Source organism: Nocardia sp. NPDC057440 (assembly GCF_042802915.1).
Classification (GTDB): domain Bacteria; phylum Actinomycetota; class Actinomycetes; order Mycobacteriales; family Mycobacteriaceae; genus Nocardia.
Genome location: NZ_JBHVDF010000002.1, coordinates 303,033 through 318,152 on the forward strand (window position 1 = coordinate 303,033; position 15,120 = coordinate 318,152).

The window sequence follows — 15,120 nt, forward strand, 5'->3', positions numbered from 1 at the left end:
ACTGTGCTGTGCCTCAGGCGAGCGGAGACCGCCACTATTGCAGTGACGGAATCACCACCTCTTCGAGGTAACCCTCGATGCCGCGCCCATTGCGCACGGCCTCGTGCACGGTGACGCCATGCGCGGCCGCGTGCTTCTTCAGCTGTTCTCGCGAATCGGGCTCCACCCCAACGCCGATGATCAGGTGGGTGATCTCGTCGGTGTCGAGTGCGTCGAGTGCTTCGTCAGCGGCGATGGTCCCGGCTGCCGGGTAGCCGTGGGACTGGAATATCGCGACCGCCGTGTTCACTACGTCTTGTTCGCGTCCGATGGCCAGTATTTTCATGTCAGACTCCTGCCGGTGTGAGATCTGTTGGCTCGGTATCGAGTTCGTGCTGCTTCAGTCGAGCGTCCTTGGGTAGGGCGAGGAAGCCGAGGCACATCAGGGCCAGGATGGCGATGCCGTACCAGAGCGTGTATTCGAAGGTGTTGGCGAAGTTCACCGCGTTGGCCTGCGCGCCTGCTCGGGTAAGTGCTTGTGTCACACCGTAATTGCCCGGTGCTGAGCCGCTGCGGCAGCTGTCGGGAACCACTGTCGGATCGATTTCGGCGGACCGGTCCTGTACGCAGGCCAGGAAATTGGCGAGAATCTCGTCTTGTGCCTGCTGCGGTAGTCCCATCGTGGCGAGCTCGGCGCGCACCTGCGGCGTGACGGCCTCGACCCCGCGCGCCGAATCATGGTCCAGCTGACCGAAGAACACCACGCCGACCAGTGCGACGCCGAGGGCGGTGCCGAGCTGCTGGCCGGTATTGAGCAGTCCCGATGCCGAACCCGCTTCGCGGGCCGGGATCTGGCCTAGCAGCAGATCGATGGTCGGTGCGACCACCATCCCGAATCCGATGCCGGTGACGATCAGCGGAATCACCATCTGCCACGAGGCAATCGACGCACCGTAGTGCGCGGCCATCCACCCGTAGAGACCGAACCCGCTCGCATTGATCAGACCGCCCGCGATCAGCACTCGACGCCCGAACCGCGGCGCGAGCACGCCCACCGATACACCCGCGCCGATGCCCGCGCCGACCGCGAAGAACACTGCCGTCAGTCCGGCCCGCATCGGCGACCAGCCGAGGCCCGCCTGCATGAACAGCGTCCACACCAGGAAGAAGCCGCCGAGTCCGATCCAGAACAGCAGCCAGCTCGCGAGACCGATGGCGAACGGGCGGGAGCGGAACAGGTCGAGATCGATCAACGGCGATCCGACGGTCCGTGCCCGGTGTCGTTCGTAGGCGACGAAGAGGCCGAACGTCACTGCCGCCGCGCCCATCATGATGAAAGTCCAAGCGGGCCAGCCCAATCGGCGACCTTCGGTGAGCGGGTAGGCGAGCAGCAGCACCGCGGAGATCGCGAGCATCATCCCGCCGAGATCCAGTCGCGGCGCGGCGCTGTTTCGAGCGTCCGGCAAGCCGTCGCTCGCGACCGACCGGGAATCCCGCATGACCACGGCCGCCGCGATCCATGCGGCGATCCCGACCGGGATATTGACCAGGAAGATCGGCCGCCACGCCAGATCGAACAGATCCCACTGCACCAGCAGGCCGCCCAGTGAGAGACCGACGGCCGACGCGGATCCGCCGACGCCGCTGTACACCGCGATCGCCTTGGCGCGTTCGTGTTCCGGGAAGGTGGCTCGGATGATCGCGAGGATCTGCGGCACCATCAGCCCTGCCATCGCGCCCTGCACGAACCGCGCGCCAATGAGCATGGCCGGTTCCGCGCTGAGTCCGCAGGCGGCCGAGGCGAGGGTGAATCCGGCCATGCCGATCAGGAAGATGCGCTTGCGACCGTAGATGTCGCCGAGGCGGCCGCCGGTGATGAGCACGGCCGCGAAGGCGAGGACGTAGGCCGCGATGATCCATTCGATCTGCGAGTACTGCGCCCCGAGATCGGTCTGGATGCTCGGCACGGCGACGTTGACGATGGTGACGTCGAGTAGATCCATGAACCCCGCCGCCAGCACCACGGCGAAGGCGATCCAGCGGCGTGGGTCGAGCATGGGTGGGGCGTCGGCCTCAGGGGTGGTGTCGGTGTCCACGGGGCGGCTCCCTTCGATTCGGTACGGATGTGGCGACTCTTCAAACTATGCACTTGAAGTGATTATCAATCAAGAGGGCAATCAATTATTGTGCATTAATTGCCGTTATGCTTGGTAGGTGACCGACGCCGATCTGCCCCTCGTGCCCCTGTCCGAGCACCCCGCGTTCCTGCTCGGACAGCTCGGATTCCATGTCACCAACCGGTTCACCGAACTCCTCGCTCCCCTCGGCATCAGCCCGCGTCACTTCGGCATGCTGCGCATGCTCGGCGCGAATGACGGCCAGTCGCAGCAGCAGCTGTGCGAGGTGTTGCGCATCCATCGCAACGTGATGGTCGGGCTGGTCGACGAACTGGAGAAGCGCGGGCTCGTCGAGCGCCGCAAACACCCGACCGACCGCAGGGCGCACGCGGTGTACCTGCAGCCCGCCGGACACAAGGTGATAGCGCGGGCCGAGCGGATCGTCGCCGGACTGGACGTCGAAATCCTGCGCGCACTCGACCCGGCCCAGTGCGCGACGCTGACCGAGCTCCTCCAGCAGACCGCGGTGGCGAACGGCCTCCAGCCGGGCGTCCATCCTGGCCTCAGGCCGGCCCACCACGACTGACTGTATGAGTCCGCGACGTTGGTGACGCCGGTGCGGAGGCGGCCGGCTGGGTTTCCGGCGATGTCGCGTGTCGGTTGGTTGATGATCGTGGCGGCGCAACGCGAGCCTGGTCGAGAAGGTGCGCGCCGTCGCCCCGCTGCCAAGGCGCTCGGAAGGCGTTCCGGCTCAACGGAATCGGGCGACTACAAGGGCGCCTGACCCTACTACGTTTCGACTCTGGCGAGGGCGGGCGGTATCGATGTGTCCGGCTTCGCCGTGTACGTCGGTTCTCCAGGCAAGGGAATGCTTTAGAACTGAGTTCAGCACGGGTTTTCGCAGCAGGCAGGAGCTCAGAACATGACCTCGAAAAACAAGCTGGCGGCCGTTCTTGCGACAGCGGCTGTCTCCGTGGCGGCGTGCGCCGCGCACGGCGCGCCGGAAGCAGCAGTGAACAGGCATGAAGGTGTGGCGGGCTGCATCCAGTGGTGGTGGAACGAGGACGGCACGTCGACAACCACAACAACCATCCATTGGCACAACATGTGCCCGACTATGCAGCGTCTGATGGTCTCGTGGCGGAACAATCGGACGACTGTGGATCCCGATGACGTGCTCTACGGAATTCCGGGCGGTCATGAGGGCTCCGAGACGTGGGCGGGCGTTCCGATCGCCTTCAAGCAGCTATGAGACACATCCACCCGCTCGTCCACCGTCCGATCTAGCAACGATGCCGGTAAGGATCATGCCGGTGTAGCGGTTGTCGTCAATCGATCGATTCTCAACGCACGCCTCCTTGGCCGCTGGTCACGGCGTCGGTAGGTTCGACATTCGCTGGTTTGCCGAGACAGTCGTCGCGCGACCCATATGCCGAGCTGCTCGGTGAGTGGCGGTGAGCCGATGGCGAGGGCGCGGTGAGCGCCGCGGCCGACACTGTTCCCATGACAACGACGCAGCAGCTCACCAACAAGACCGTTCTCATCTGCGGCGCCAGCGTCGCCGGTCCGGCACTGGCGTATTGGCTGACCCGGTACGGGTTCACCGTCACCGTGGTCGAGCAGGCGCCCACCCTGCGCGAGGGCGGCTACAAGGTCGACATCCGTGGTGTGGCGATGGAGGTCATCGACCGGATGGGCCTGTTGCCGGAGGTCGGCAAGGCCTCCACCGCGATGCGGGGCGGGGCGTGGGTCGACGACAAGGGCAAGGCGCTGGCCACGTTGGGGCCCGAGCTGATCGGGCTGCGCTCCCCCGGCGACGACGAGGTACTGCGTGGCGATCTGGCCCATATTCTGTTCAACGCCACCAAGGGTGGGGTCGAGTACCTGTTCGGCGACTCGATCACCGGACTGGTGCAGCAGGCCGACGGGGTGAGCGTGCGGTTCCGCGACGCCGCACCCCGGGTATTCGACCTGGTAATCGGCGCCGACGGCATGCATTCGACGGTGCGCCGGTTGGTGTTCGGGCCCGAGGAACAGTTCGCCCGCCACACCGGCATGGCCGCCTGCGTGGTCTCGGTGCCCAACTTCCTGGACCTCGATCACTGGGAGCTGATGCATCCCACACCCGGGCAGGTGGTGCAGCTGTATGCGACGCAGCGCAGTGCGGCCAAGGCACAGTTCATCTTCCAGGCACCAGCGCAGCTGCCCGACCGCCACGACCGTGCCGCGCAGCAACAGCTGGTGGCCACCACATTCGCCGACGCCGGCTGGCAGACCCCGACCCTGCTGCACGCTCTGCCGCAATCCCCGGACTTCTACTTCGACACCGTCAGCCAGATCCACCTCGACCGCTGGTCATATGGGCGCGTCGCGGTCGTCGGTGACGCCGCGTGGTGCCCGTCACCGCTGTCCGGGCAGGGCACCAGCATGGCACTGGTCGGCGCGTATGTCCTTGCGGGCGAGCTGAAAGCCGCCGCCGGCGACCAACGCGTCGCGTTCGGCCGCTACCAGGCCGCGCTGCAGCCCTACATCACCGAAAACCTGACCTTGGGCTGGAACAACGCCACCCAGATGGTCGCCGCCGACCGTCGCGCGATCCGCACCCAGACCACCATGCTGCGCATGCTGCGGCACATGCCATGCAAGGGCCTGGCTCTGCGACCGATCATCAAGCCGCTGCAGCGCGCCGCCAATGCCATCCAACTCACGGACTACTGAACCCCCCAGCGCTCGCCGGCCGAGCAGGCCGGCACCGCCGGGCAGAACGCCCGCGCGGCCGGACAGGCCCGACCGCGAATCCGCTGAATCACCCGAGCCGACACCCACGTTCTTCGCTCGACCCTTATGAGGAGTACCACGATGAGCATCGTCACCGGCCCCATCTTCCAGCTGGCGTGGGTTGTCCACGACCTCGACACCGCCGAACAGGAATTCACCGACCTATACGGCGTCGACACATGGGTACGCATGCCCCGCATGCACTTCGGCCCCGAGCAGGCACGCTACCGCGGTGCGCCCGCTGACTACACCATCGATGCCTCCCTCGGCTACGCCGGTGGTCAACAACTGGAACTGATCGCCCCGGTGTCGGGTGAGAACCTGTACACCGAACAGCTCGCCCGGTCCGGCCCGGGTCTCAACCACATCGCCTGGGTGCCAGACGATTTCGACGCCGCACTCGCGGAGGCGCGAACCCACGGTATCGAGATCGCCCAACACTGCACCGTCACCGAGATCGGCATGGAATTCGTCTACCTCCCAGGCGGACCCCTCGGCTCCTACATCGAACTGCTCCGGCTGCCCGCCGACGGCCGCGCGCTGTTCGACAGTATGATTCCCGACGGTTACCACAACCCCTGGTCCCGCAAGTAGTCACCGAGGCAGCGGCCCCGTCCTGGTCACGGGGTGCCCGTAAGGATGTGTCACCAGCGGCATATGATCTGCCGCACTCCGAGCGTTTACACAGCGTGACAAGCCTCGGGAGCACATCCCCGTCAAGATCTCCTACTTGCGGCTCGCCGTAGCTTCGGGAGACTTCGGTTTGCCGTACCGGCCACGCCGACTTCATGTGCGTGTCGAATAGGTCGCGCTGCAGGGGCTCGGTCAGAAGTGACTTGGCGTCGACCACATCCATGACCTGCGCAAAGCTGTGGAGTAAGCCGACGCCCCTGGGAACGGCTATCAACTGGGCCGGTCACAGTCGAGCCTGCGAATCATCGGACCTGACGGCACCGACATCAACGTCGCGGTTCCGCTGGCGAAACTCACGCCGCAACAGAAGGAAACAGTCCTCGACCAGATGAAAGGCGGTCTCATCCGCTTCTTCAAGGAGAACGAACAGAAGATCACCAGCGGCAAAATCAAAGGCGTCGAGATCGGCGCCGCCTACGGCATCGGATGGACTGCCGTGCTGACCGTCGTCCCACCGCTGGGCGCGTTGGAAGGATTGACCCGAGCCATATTCGGTGTCGGACTCGGAGATCTGGCCGTGAACATCGGCAAGTACTACGGATCGATCGTCGATGAAGTCGCCAAGCTCCTCGAGAACGAGTCCGTCATTTCGGTCGCCGAGACCATCGGGTCTGATGCGCAGCAAACCGGCCGCGCCGTCTAGGGTGTGGGTGCGGCGAAGCCGCGCGGTCAGTTATGCGTGAACAGCGGTACGTTCCGTGGTTATTTCCACCGAATCGAAAGGCGCTGCATGGCAAAGGATTTGACGCAATTTGAACTACTGACGGAGCTCGAACCGGTTGTCGCGGCCAACATCGACCGGCATTTGGCCACAGCCAGGGACTGGTGTCCGCACGATTATGTTCCCTGGGATGAGGGCCGCAACTTCGCAGCAATGGGCGGTGACGATTGGGATTCCGAGCAGTCACGGCTTTCGGAGGTCGCCAAAGTCGCGATGATCACGAATCTGCTCACCGAGGACAACTTGCCTTCCTACCACCGCGTAATCGCCGAGAACTTCTCTCGCTCCGGTGCGTGGGGCACCTGGGTCGGCCGCTGGACTGCCGAGGAAAACCGCCACGCCATCGCCATGCGCGACTACCTCGTGTGCACCCGCGCTGTCGATCCCGTCGCTTTGGAGAACGACCGGATGGTGCATCTGACCCGCGGTGTACACGCGCCGGAGGGTTTCGGCGGTGTGCTCGATCAGGTCGCGTATGTGACCTTCCAGGAGTTGGCCACTCGGGTCAGCCACCGCAGCACCGGACGAGTCTGCGCCGATCCGATCGCCGAACGGATGCTGCAACGCATTGCGGCCGACGAGAATCTGCACATGATGTTCTATCGCAACGTCACCGGTGCCGCGTTCGACATCGCCGCTGATCAGGCGATGGAGTCGGTGACCACCATCGTGAAGACGTTCGCCATGCCGGGCACTGGCATGCCGAACTGGCGTCGCAATGGGGTGCTGATGGTCAAGCACGGGATCTACGACCTGCGTCAGCACCTGGACGAGGTCGTGCTACCGGTCCTGAAAATATGGAACGTCTTCACGCGCACCGACTTCACCGCACGCGGCGAACGCAGCCGCGAAGAACTCGGCGAGTACATCGAAAAGCTCACTCGCGACGTCATCCGGTTCGAAGAACAACGCGCCCGCATCCTCGCCCGCGAGGCGGCGCGGGTCGGGTAGGCACCCTGGATGTCACAGTCACCGGCGAACACTCACACGACTGTGACGTCCGGCCCGGCGCCGGTCGTCGCGTTCACGCTCTCGGCCGGTCTCGATGGAGGTATCGCGGTAGTACTTGCCGGAAAAACAACGGATATAGCGCAGTGCCTGGTGAGAGCCTCGGACGTGTCGCAATGCCCGCACCCGCGCAGTCTCGCTGAGCGTGACTTTTCCCGTCAGTGGCCATGCATGTGGGATTTGTCAGCTCTGTGTCAGCGTCCGTGTCAGCACGGGATCAGTCCGGTGTCAGGACAGCGGGCGATTGTTGCTTCCGTAATCAGTTCGGCGAGCACGACATACGCCGACCCGGACAGCACAGATTCAAGGGAGCAACCACCATGTCCATCACCCTCACCCTCACCGACCAGGACAAGGCCACCCTGCGGACCGCCGCGTACGGTGCCGTCTCGCTGATCGCCGCCGCTGATGCCACCGGCAAGCCCCACAAGGCCGCCACCAACGGCAGCAACGCCCTGTACGCCGCGACCGGCCTGGTCGGGCACGTGCTGGCCGCGAAGTCCAAGGACATCAAGCTGAAGGGTAAGAACGTCGCCGAACTCGCCGATCAGGTGCTGCCGGCCCTGACGGCGGCCATGAGCATTCTCGGGCAGCAGGATCCGGCCGAGGCCGAGAACTTCCGAAGCACCGTCCTCGTCGCTGTCGACGCCGCGACCCGCCACCAGAGCCGGCCCAGCCCCACCGTGGCCGCGATGACCAGCAAGATCACCGGAGCCCTGTACGCCGCGTGAGGGGATGGGGCCGGGAAAGGATTGCGCGAGCAGCCGCCAGCTCGCTCATGAATGCTCGAACAGTCATGAGTGGCTGGCGCCTGTGAACGTCGACGGTGTCGCTGAACGTCGTCGTGTGGGAGTGTCCGGCCTACATCCGGTGCCAGGCAGACCCGTAGGCCGAATGGGGATTCTCGATCTAGGGCATCGAACCTCCTTGGATCAGAGAGGAATAGGACGAATCCCGGAGCGGACGTGACAGCGCGCAGGCGAGGTGGACGGACATCCGGCGCGCGATCTCGTATGCGGCACCGATGGTTCGGGGCGCGGGTGGCGACGTCGCGCGGGGCGGGTCATGGCATTCGACAGAACACGCTGACAGTTCTCGGCGCGGGCAATCCGCTCGTCCGCCTCCTCCCGGGCTGCAAACGGCAGGGTCGGTGGAGTACCGAGAAGCTCGGGACAACCACGCTCTGCACGGCATCCCCGAGACCCTCCGGGCGATCGAAGAGCACGCTGAATATCGACCGGCGAGGTAGAGGAAAGAGAAGAAGGAAGGAGAACTACCCCTTCCCATTCTCAACTTATATCGCACCTGGGGGCTTGCGGCAAGACCCGGGTCGTGCCGCAGAATCGCTCATCGAAGCCGGAGCCTGCGGAAATGAGGATTTGAGAATGGGTACTTCTGACGTGAACCCTCTGACCGTCGATGCGTTCGCACTTCCGGACCGCCTCGCCGCCAAAGCCGATCCAGTGCTGATCGCCGAGGATCGGCGGCACTTCGCAGCCATCGCCGAGAGCCTCGAGCAGTCCATCGCAGACCTGTCCGACCGTCTCGATGCCGTGCGCAAGGCGCCCGTTTCCCTGGGCCAGGAGGTGGTGGAGCGGGATCAGGAGGTCCGTCAGCTGACCGGTCGCCTGCGTGCTCTGCGCCGCTTCGGTCTGGATCTGTGCCTCGGACATTTCGTCAGCGCGGACAATCCCGAGCCGGTGTACGTCGGACGACTCGGCCTGACGGACAGCGCGGGTAATCGGCTGCTGGTCGACTGGCGTTCCCCGGCGGCCGAGCCGTTCTTCGCGGCGACCCATGCCAATCCGATGGGTCTTTCACGCCGTCGCAGGTACCGCTGGACTTTCGGCCGGATCAGCGACTACTGGGACGAGGTATTCACCGCGGATGGGTTCGAAAGCAACGCCGCGCTCGACGACCAGTCCGCCTTCATCGCCAGCCTGGGCAGTAATCGGTCGGCCCGGATGCGAGACGTGCTCGGCACCATCCAGGCCGACCAGGATGCCATTATCCGCGCAGGCTCCACGGGTGCCCTCGTTGTCGACGGCGGTCCGGGTACGGGCAAAACCGTCGTGGCTCTGCACCGCTCCGCCTACCTCCTCTACGCCGATCCGCGTCTCGGCCATCGCCGGGGCGGAGTGTTGTTCGTCGGTCCGTCCCGGCCCTACCTGGCCTACGTCGCAGACATCCTGCCCAACCTCGGTGAGGAAGGCGTGCGGTCCTGCACGCTGCGGGACCTCGTGACCGAGGGCGCCGGGGCCACGATCGAGACCGACCCCGACGTGGCCCGCCTGAAATCGTCCGCGGATTTGGTGCGGGCGATCGAAACGGCCGTCAAGTTCTACGAGGAGCCACCTGCCAAGGGGATGACGGTCTCGACCGACTGGGCCGATGTCTGGCTCAGCGCCGACGACTGGGCTGAAGCGTTCGAAGCACCGGAACCCGGTACTCCGCACAATGAAGCGCACGACCAGATCTGGGAAGTGCTTTTCGCGATCCTGGCGGACAAGCACGACGATGACGTTCCGGCCGAGGCGCTTCGAGAGTCGTTGCGGCAGAACAAGGAGCTGCGCACTGCTCTCAACAACGCGTGGACGCTGATCGAAGCGGCCGATCTGGTCGGCGACCTGTGGTCGGTGCCCGCTTACCTCCGCAGGTGCGCTCCCTGGCTCAGCCCCGACGACGTGCGGAAGCTGCAGCGAGTGGACGCTCAGAGGTGGACGGTGTCGGACCTGCCGCTGCTGGACGCCGCCCGGCAGCGCCTCGGCGACCCGGAAGCGTCACGACGTCAGCGTCGGTACGAAGCCGCTGTCTCCGTCGAACGCGAACGCATGGCCGATGTCATCGCGGACTTGATCGCGTCCGCTGCCCATGACGACGGTGAGGGCCTGATGACAATGCTGCGCCAGCAGGACATGAAGGACAGCCTGGTCGACGAGACCGCACTGCCCGGCACTGACCCGGACGTGCTCGCCGGTCCGTTCGCGCACATCGTCGTAGACGAGGCTCAGGAGCTGACCGACGCGGAATGGCAGATGTTGTTGCTGCGCTGCCCGTCTCGGAGTTTCACCATCGTCGGCGATCGTGCGCAGGCCCGGCACGGGTTTACCGAGCCCTGGCAGGAACGGCTCGAGCGAGTCGGTCTCGACCGGATCACCGTGGCCGGCCTGAAGATCAACTACCGGACACCGGAGGAGGTCATGGCCGAAGCCGAGCCGGTCATCCGGGCCGCACTTCCGGACGCGAATGTGCCGACCTCCGTCCGCAGCAGCGGCATCCCCGTCGTACACGGATCCGCGTCGGATCTGGGCTTGGTCCTCGACACCTGGCTTGCCGAACATACCGAGGGAATCGCCTGTGTCATAGGTGATCCGACGTTGCGGGGAACATCCCGCGTCCGGTCGCTGACCCCGGAGTTGGCGAAGGGGCTCGAGTTCGACCTTGTCGTCCTTGTCGACCCGGAGGATTTCGGCCAGGGCATCGAAGGAGCGGTCGACCGCTATGTCGCGATGACCAGGGCAACACAGCAACTCGTCATCCTGACGAGCTCCTGACACCGGATTATCGAGCCGGCGTCTCGATTCGGGGACGCAACGGCGGCGACGAGCGTTCGAAGTGCGCGCCGGTGGTGTCAGATCAGCACGCCCGGGTTGAGGATGCCTGCGGGGTCCAGCGCGGACTTGGCCGCCCGCAAGGCATGCGCGAACGGGTCGGGGCGTTGCCGGTCGTACCAGGGCCGGTGATCGCGGCCGACCGCGTGGTGATGGGTGATGGTGCCGCCTGCGGCTGAGAGTGCTTCGGAGACAGCGGCTTTGATGTCATCCCACTGAGCGAGGGTGCTGCCCCAGCGCCCTGCGGCGTAGATGCCGAAATACGGTGCGGGGCCGTCCGGGTATACGTGGGTGAAGCGGCAGGTCACTACGCCGGTCGCGCCGACGGATCGGATGGCTTCGTTGGCCGCCGCGGTCACTGTCGCCTTCAGATTATCGAATGCGTCCCAGGTGCAGGCAGTTTCGAAGGTTTCGGTGATCATCGACTGCGCGGCCAGCGCGTCGCGCTGGTAGGGCATCCGCAGGAATGATGAGCGCCAGGTGTCGGCGGCCCCCGCACCTTCCTGATGCCCTGTCGACTCGGTGTAGCGGGCGGGCTCGGGAAGCGTGCCGCCGTGGTCGGCGATCAGTTCCAGCGCGCGTTCCATCCAGGCATGGGTGGGGTGATCGGCGGATTCGAAGCCGAGCACGAGCACGCCGCCGCTGGCCGCCGTGCCCGCGTTGAGGAACGCTTCGGCCGGGTCGAGCAACCGGCAGTTGGTCGGGTACAGGCCGGACTGGGCGATCGCGCGGGTGGCGGAGACAGCGGCGGCATAGTCATCGAAGTGCACGGAAGCTGTTGCGCGCCACCGCGGCCGATCCTGCAGACGCATCCATGCCTCGGTGATGATCCCCAGTGCGCCTTCGGATCCGAGGAACATTCGGTCCGGCGATGGTCCCGCGCCGGAGCCGGGCAACCGCCGTGACTCGCTGATGCCCGACGGCGTCACCACCCGCATCGACTCGACCATGTCATCGATGTGGGTGTACAGCGTCGCGAAATGCCCACCGGCCCTGGTGGCCAGCCAGCCGCCGAGCGTCGAGAACTCGAACGACTGCGGAAAATGCCGCAAGGTCAGGTCCGCGCCGCGCAGTTGATCCTCGAGCGCCGGGCCGAATACCCCGGCCTGGATTCGCGCGGCGCGGCTGGTGCGATCGATCTCGAGAACTCGGTCGAGTGCGGCGAGGTCGAGGCTGACCGCACCGGCGAAGTCGTGATCGCCGCCGGAGTCGCCGATCCTCGGCTCCACCCCGCCGACCACCGAAGTACCGCCGCCGAAAGGGATGACCGCGACATTCGCCCGTGACGCCCAGTCGAGCACATCGACGACATCGGCCTCATCGCGTGGTCGAACAACAAGATCGGGCGGGTTCTGCACATCGCCCAACAGATTGCGCACCACATCGCGAAACGCCTGCCCGTGGGCGTGCGCCGCTCGGTCGGCCTGGTTTGCCGAGGCGAGTCCGGCGAGCGAATCGGGCACTGCGACGCGAGGTTCGGGCAGCTCCAGCGATTCGACCGAGGGCGGCTCGTGCACGGTGAGATCGGTGCCCGGCAGGATCGCCGCGACCCGCTTCGTCAGCGCCTCCCGCTCCGCGCCGACGACGGCGTCCTCGACATTTCCCCAACCCCACCAAGACCGCGTCTTCGCTGCCACGACCACTCCTCTCGGCGGTTCGATCAGCCGCACCGCCGCCCGCCATCCTCGTGGAGTGCGGATCGCCAGGCAAGCATGTGCTCCGACGCTCATCGCGGCCGAGGCCGGTGCTACGACTGCGGCGGCGCGAGCTGGGCGTCCATTGTGCCGCGTAGCGCGGCGAGCAACGTTTCGAACTGCTCGAGGAGTTCGGGTGGGTACCCGGCCAAGACGGCGTCCTGCTCGGCGTTCACGGGCTCGAAGAATTGGTCGGCGTGCTGCTTGGCCTGTGGGCTGCAGCGCAGCGTGACAATCCGCCGGTCGGTGTGCTCGCGGCTGCGGATGACGTAGCCGGCCTGTTCGAGCCGATTCAGCAGGGCGGTCATCGCTCCCGAGGACAGTGCGATGCGCTTGCCGAGCAGTGCGGGCGACAGCGGTGCGCCGGCCTCTTCGGCGACGGCGATGTCCATGAGGGCGAAGGCGTCGGTGGTGTGCACGCCGAGGTCTTCGGCGAAGCGGCGGCCCAGTTCGGTGAAGCTCGCGCCATAGGCCATCAGCCCTTCCGCGAGCCGTTGCCGTTGCGACGCAATGTCGCCGGACGTCTGCCCCATGCGCCTACCTCCGTTTCCTCCGGTCCTGGATTGACAACCTACCCTCATGAAAGTAACTTCACCATGAAGTTACTTTACTATGGAGGTAAATTGCACGCCGAAGCCGACACCCCTCCGCTGCGCCTGTGGTTGGGCCTGATCGCCGTATCGCTCGGCGTCGCCCTGATCGTCGTCGACCTCACGATCGTGAACGTGATCCTGGCCCCGATCATCGAAGATCTCTCGATCACCTCGATCGAGGCCCAGTGGATCCAGGAGTCCTACGCGATCGTCTTCGCCGCCCTGCTGTTGCTCACCGGACGACTGGCCGATCTGTACGGCGCCCGGAAACTCTTCCTGGTCGGGCTGTTCATATTCGGTGTGACCAGCCTGTTCGCCGCCGCAGCGCCGAATGGCGAGCTGCTCATCCTGGCGCGGTTCCTGCAGGGCATCGGCGGGGCCATGATCCTGCCGACCTCACTGGCACTGGTGAACGCGACCTTCACCGGGAAGGCGCGCGGCCAAGCCTTCGCGATCTGGGGATCCACCATCGGCGCGGCCGCCGCGGTCGGCCCGCTGCTCGGCGGCTGGCTCGCGGACTTCTCCTGGCGCTGGGCGTTCGGCATCAATATCCCGCTGGTGCTGCTGATCATGGTGGGCATCGTGGTGTATCTGCCTGCGTCGCACCGCATACGCGGCCGAGTCGATTGGCCCGGCGCGGCGCTCTCGGTCATCGGGCTCGGCCTGCTCGCCTTCGCGCTGATCGAGGGCCGCGCCCATGGCTGGCTTGTCGTCACCGAACCGCTCACCATCGGCGGATTCGCCTGGCGCACAGGTCCTTCGCCCGTTCTCGTCGCCTTTGCCGCCGCGGGGATCGCGCTGTTCGTGTTCTGGCGTAGGCAGGTGGCGCTTGCTCGCGCGGGCTCCGAACCGCTCATGCATACAGGCCTTTTCGCGATCGACTCGTTCCGCAGGGGCAATGTGGTGACGCTGATCGTCGGGCTCGGCGAGTTCGGCATCATCGCCGTGCTGCCGTTGTGGTTGCAGTTCACCCTGAACTACAGCGCTCTGCAGACGGGCCTCGCGCTGGTGCCGCTCGCCGTGGGCAGTTTCTGTGCCAGCGGCGCGAGTTTTTCGATGACGAACGCGATTTCGGCGCTGGGGCAGGTGCGAATCGGCCTGCTGCTCGAGGCTGCCGGGCTGGTGCTGCTCGGGTGGTGGGCCGCTGCCGACAGCAGCTGGTGGTCGATCGCCGCCGCGCTGTTCGTCTACGGCATCGGTGTCGGATTCGCGACGGCGCAGGTCACCAATGTCGTGCTCGCCGACGTCCCGGTCGAGTTCTCTGGTCAAGGTTCGGGAATCCAGAGCACGGCAAGGGAACTGGGCTCCGCGCTCGGCATCGCCGCGCTGACCACCCTGTTCCTCGGCACGTTCGGATCCGGCCTGCGCGACCGCCTCACCGATGCCGGAGCGCCGGGCCCGGATGCCGATCGGCTCAGCGCCGCCGTGACCGAGAGCGCGGGATCATCGATACCCACACTCGCGGCCGAACCGGCGACCGCCGGCGTCGCCGAAGCCGCCCGTGAGGCGATGTCGAGTGGTGTCGCCGTTTCGAGCTATGTCTGCGCCGGGTTGCTCGTGCTCGCCCTCGCGACAACGGCATTCGTCGCTCGGAGTACCGCGGCTGTCGAGGAGCTTGTGGAAGAGCCCCGGTCGTAGCGCCGGGCTTCGTTGCCCGGTGTGCTGCGGCTGTAGGTGTGGGCAAGCCTCGGTCGTAGCGACGGACCTGGGGTTCGCATCGGCTCAGGCGGACTCGATGATGCCGCCGTCGATCAGATAGATGGTTGCAGCCGGCAACCCCGGCGGCCAGGGCGGAGAGCGGAAGGTGACGAGGGCGGCTACCGCGTTCGGCGATCGCACGCTCATGCCGACGTCCGGACGGCGCTCCCCGTCGGAATCGGCGACAGCGAGGAGCACGCACTCGCGCAAACAGGAATGCCCCCGTTC

14 protein-coding genes are annotated in these 15,120 nt (G+C 65.9%); 9 read left to right on the top strand and 5 right to left on the bottom strand.

The genetic code is table 11. The features are described 5' to 3' along the window. Nucleotides 1–34: 34 nt before the first annotated feature. Both ACFU4Z_RS04445 and ACFU4Z_RS04450 read right to left on the bottom strand, forming a co-directional pair. The gene (locus tag ACFU4Z_RS04445) at nucleotides 35–325 is read right to left on the bottom strand and encodes a hypothetical protein (RefSeq protein WP_379059678.1); all 291 of its coding nucleotides are present in this window, start codon (nucleotides 323–325) and stop codon (nucleotides 35–37) included. A gap of 1 nt (nucleotide 326) precedes the next feature. Continuing rightward, nucleotides 327–2,075 carry an MFS transporter gene (locus tag ACFU4Z_RS04450; protein ID WP_379059680.1) on the bottom strand — a complete coding sequence of 583 codons (1,749 nt, stop codon included), beginning with the start codon at nucleotides 2,073–2,075 and terminating at the stop codon, nucleotides 327–329. A 118-nt stretch (nucleotides 2,076–2,193) separates the two neighbouring features. On the opposite strand from ACFU4Z_RS04450, the gene ACFU4Z_RS04455 reads away from it, so the two are divergent. From ACFU4Z_RS04455 to helR, 8 genes are all read left to right on the top strand, one after another. Next, nucleotides 2,194–2,682 (top strand): MarR family winged helix-turn-helix transcriptional regulator, encoded by a 489-nt coding sequence (locus ACFU4Z_RS04455; RefSeq protein WP_379059682.1) that lies wholly within the window; start codon nucleotides 2,194–2,196, stop codon nucleotides 2,680–2,682. Nucleotides 2,683–3,018: 336 nt separating this feature from the next. Continuing rightward, nucleotides 3,019–3,348, top strand: coding sequence for a hypothetical protein (locus tag ACFU4Z_RS04460; protein WP_379059684.1), 330 nt, complete (start codon nucleotides 3,019–3,021; stop codon nucleotides 3,346–3,348). 251 nt (nucleotides 3,349–3,599) lie between these two features. Then, entirely contained in the window at nucleotides 3,600–4,814 is a 1,215-nt protein-coding gene (locus ACFU4Z_RS04465; protein WP_379059686.1) for an FAD-dependent monooxygenase, read from the top strand. 141 nt (nucleotides 4,815–4,955) lie between these two features. Beyond that, nucleotides 4,956–5,468 carry a VOC family protein gene (locus tag ACFU4Z_RS04470; RefSeq protein WP_379059687.1) on the top strand — a complete coding sequence of 171 codons (513 nt, stop codon included), beginning with the start codon at nucleotides 4,956–4,958 and terminating at the stop codon, nucleotides 5,466–5,468. Nucleotides 5,469–5,895: 427 nt separating this feature from the next. Then, on the top strand, nucleotides 5,896–6,210 hold the full coding sequence (locus ACFU4Z_RS04475; protein ID WP_379059689.1) for a hypothetical protein: 315 nt from the start codon (nucleotides 5,896–5,898) through the stop codon (nucleotides 6,208–6,210). A gap of 87 nt (nucleotides 6,211–6,297) precedes the next feature. Then, nucleotides 6,298–7,239 (top strand): acyl-ACP desaturase, encoded by a 942-nt coding sequence (locus ACFU4Z_RS04480; RefSeq protein ID WP_379059691.1) that lies wholly within the window; start codon nucleotides 6,298–6,300, stop codon nucleotides 7,237–7,239. A gap of 377 nt (nucleotides 7,240–7,616) precedes the next feature. Beyond that, nucleotides 7,617–8,027: a hypothetical protein gene (locus tag ACFU4Z_RS04485; RefSeq protein ID WP_379059693.1), complete on the top strand. Its 411-nt coding sequence runs from the start codon at nucleotides 7,617–7,619 to the stop codon at nucleotides 8,025–8,027. A gap of 654 nt (nucleotides 8,028–8,681) precedes the next feature. Continuing rightward, nucleotides 8,682–10,850, top strand: coding sequence for an RNA polymerase recycling motor ATPase HelR (helR, locus tag ACFU4Z_RS04490; RefSeq protein ID WP_379059695.1), 2,169 nt, complete (start codon nucleotides 8,682–8,684; stop codon nucleotides 10,848–10,850). 77 nt (nucleotides 10,851–10,927) lie between these two features. On the opposite strand, the gene ACFU4Z_RS04495 is transcribed toward helR, so the two are convergent. After that, a complete protein-coding gene (locus tag ACFU4Z_RS04495) occupies nucleotides 10,928–12,544 on the bottom strand; it encodes an FAD-binding oxidoreductase (RefSeq protein ID WP_379059697.1) in 1,617 nt (538 codons plus the stop codon). Nucleotides 12,545–12,654: 110 nt separating this feature from the next. Continuing rightward, nucleotides 12,655–13,134 carry a MarR family winged helix-turn-helix transcriptional regulator gene (locus tag ACFU4Z_RS04500; protein ID WP_379059699.1) on the bottom strand — a complete coding sequence of 160 codons (480 nt, stop codon included), beginning with the start codon at nucleotides 13,132–13,134 and terminating at the stop codon, nucleotides 12,655–12,657. Nucleotides 13,135–13,197: 63 nt separating this feature from the next. Here ACFU4Z_RS04500 and ACFU4Z_RS04505 point away from each other — a divergent pair, with 63 nt between their 5' ends. Further along, nucleotides 13,198–14,832 (top strand): DHA2 family efflux MFS transporter permease subunit, encoded by a 1,635-nt coding sequence (locus ACFU4Z_RS04505; protein WP_379059701.1) that lies wholly within the window; start codon nucleotides 13,198–13,200, stop codon nucleotides 14,830–14,832. A gap of 84 nt (nucleotides 14,833–14,916) precedes the next feature. On the opposite strand, the gene ACFU4Z_RS04510 is transcribed toward ACFU4Z_RS04505, so the two are convergent. Then, nucleotides 14,917–15,039, bottom strand: a complete 123-nt coding sequence (locus ACFU4Z_RS04510) for a hypothetical protein (protein ID WP_379059702.1) — start codon at nucleotides 15,037–15,039, stop codon at nucleotides 14,917–14,919. Nucleotides 15,040–15,120 lie beyond the last annotated feature (81 nt).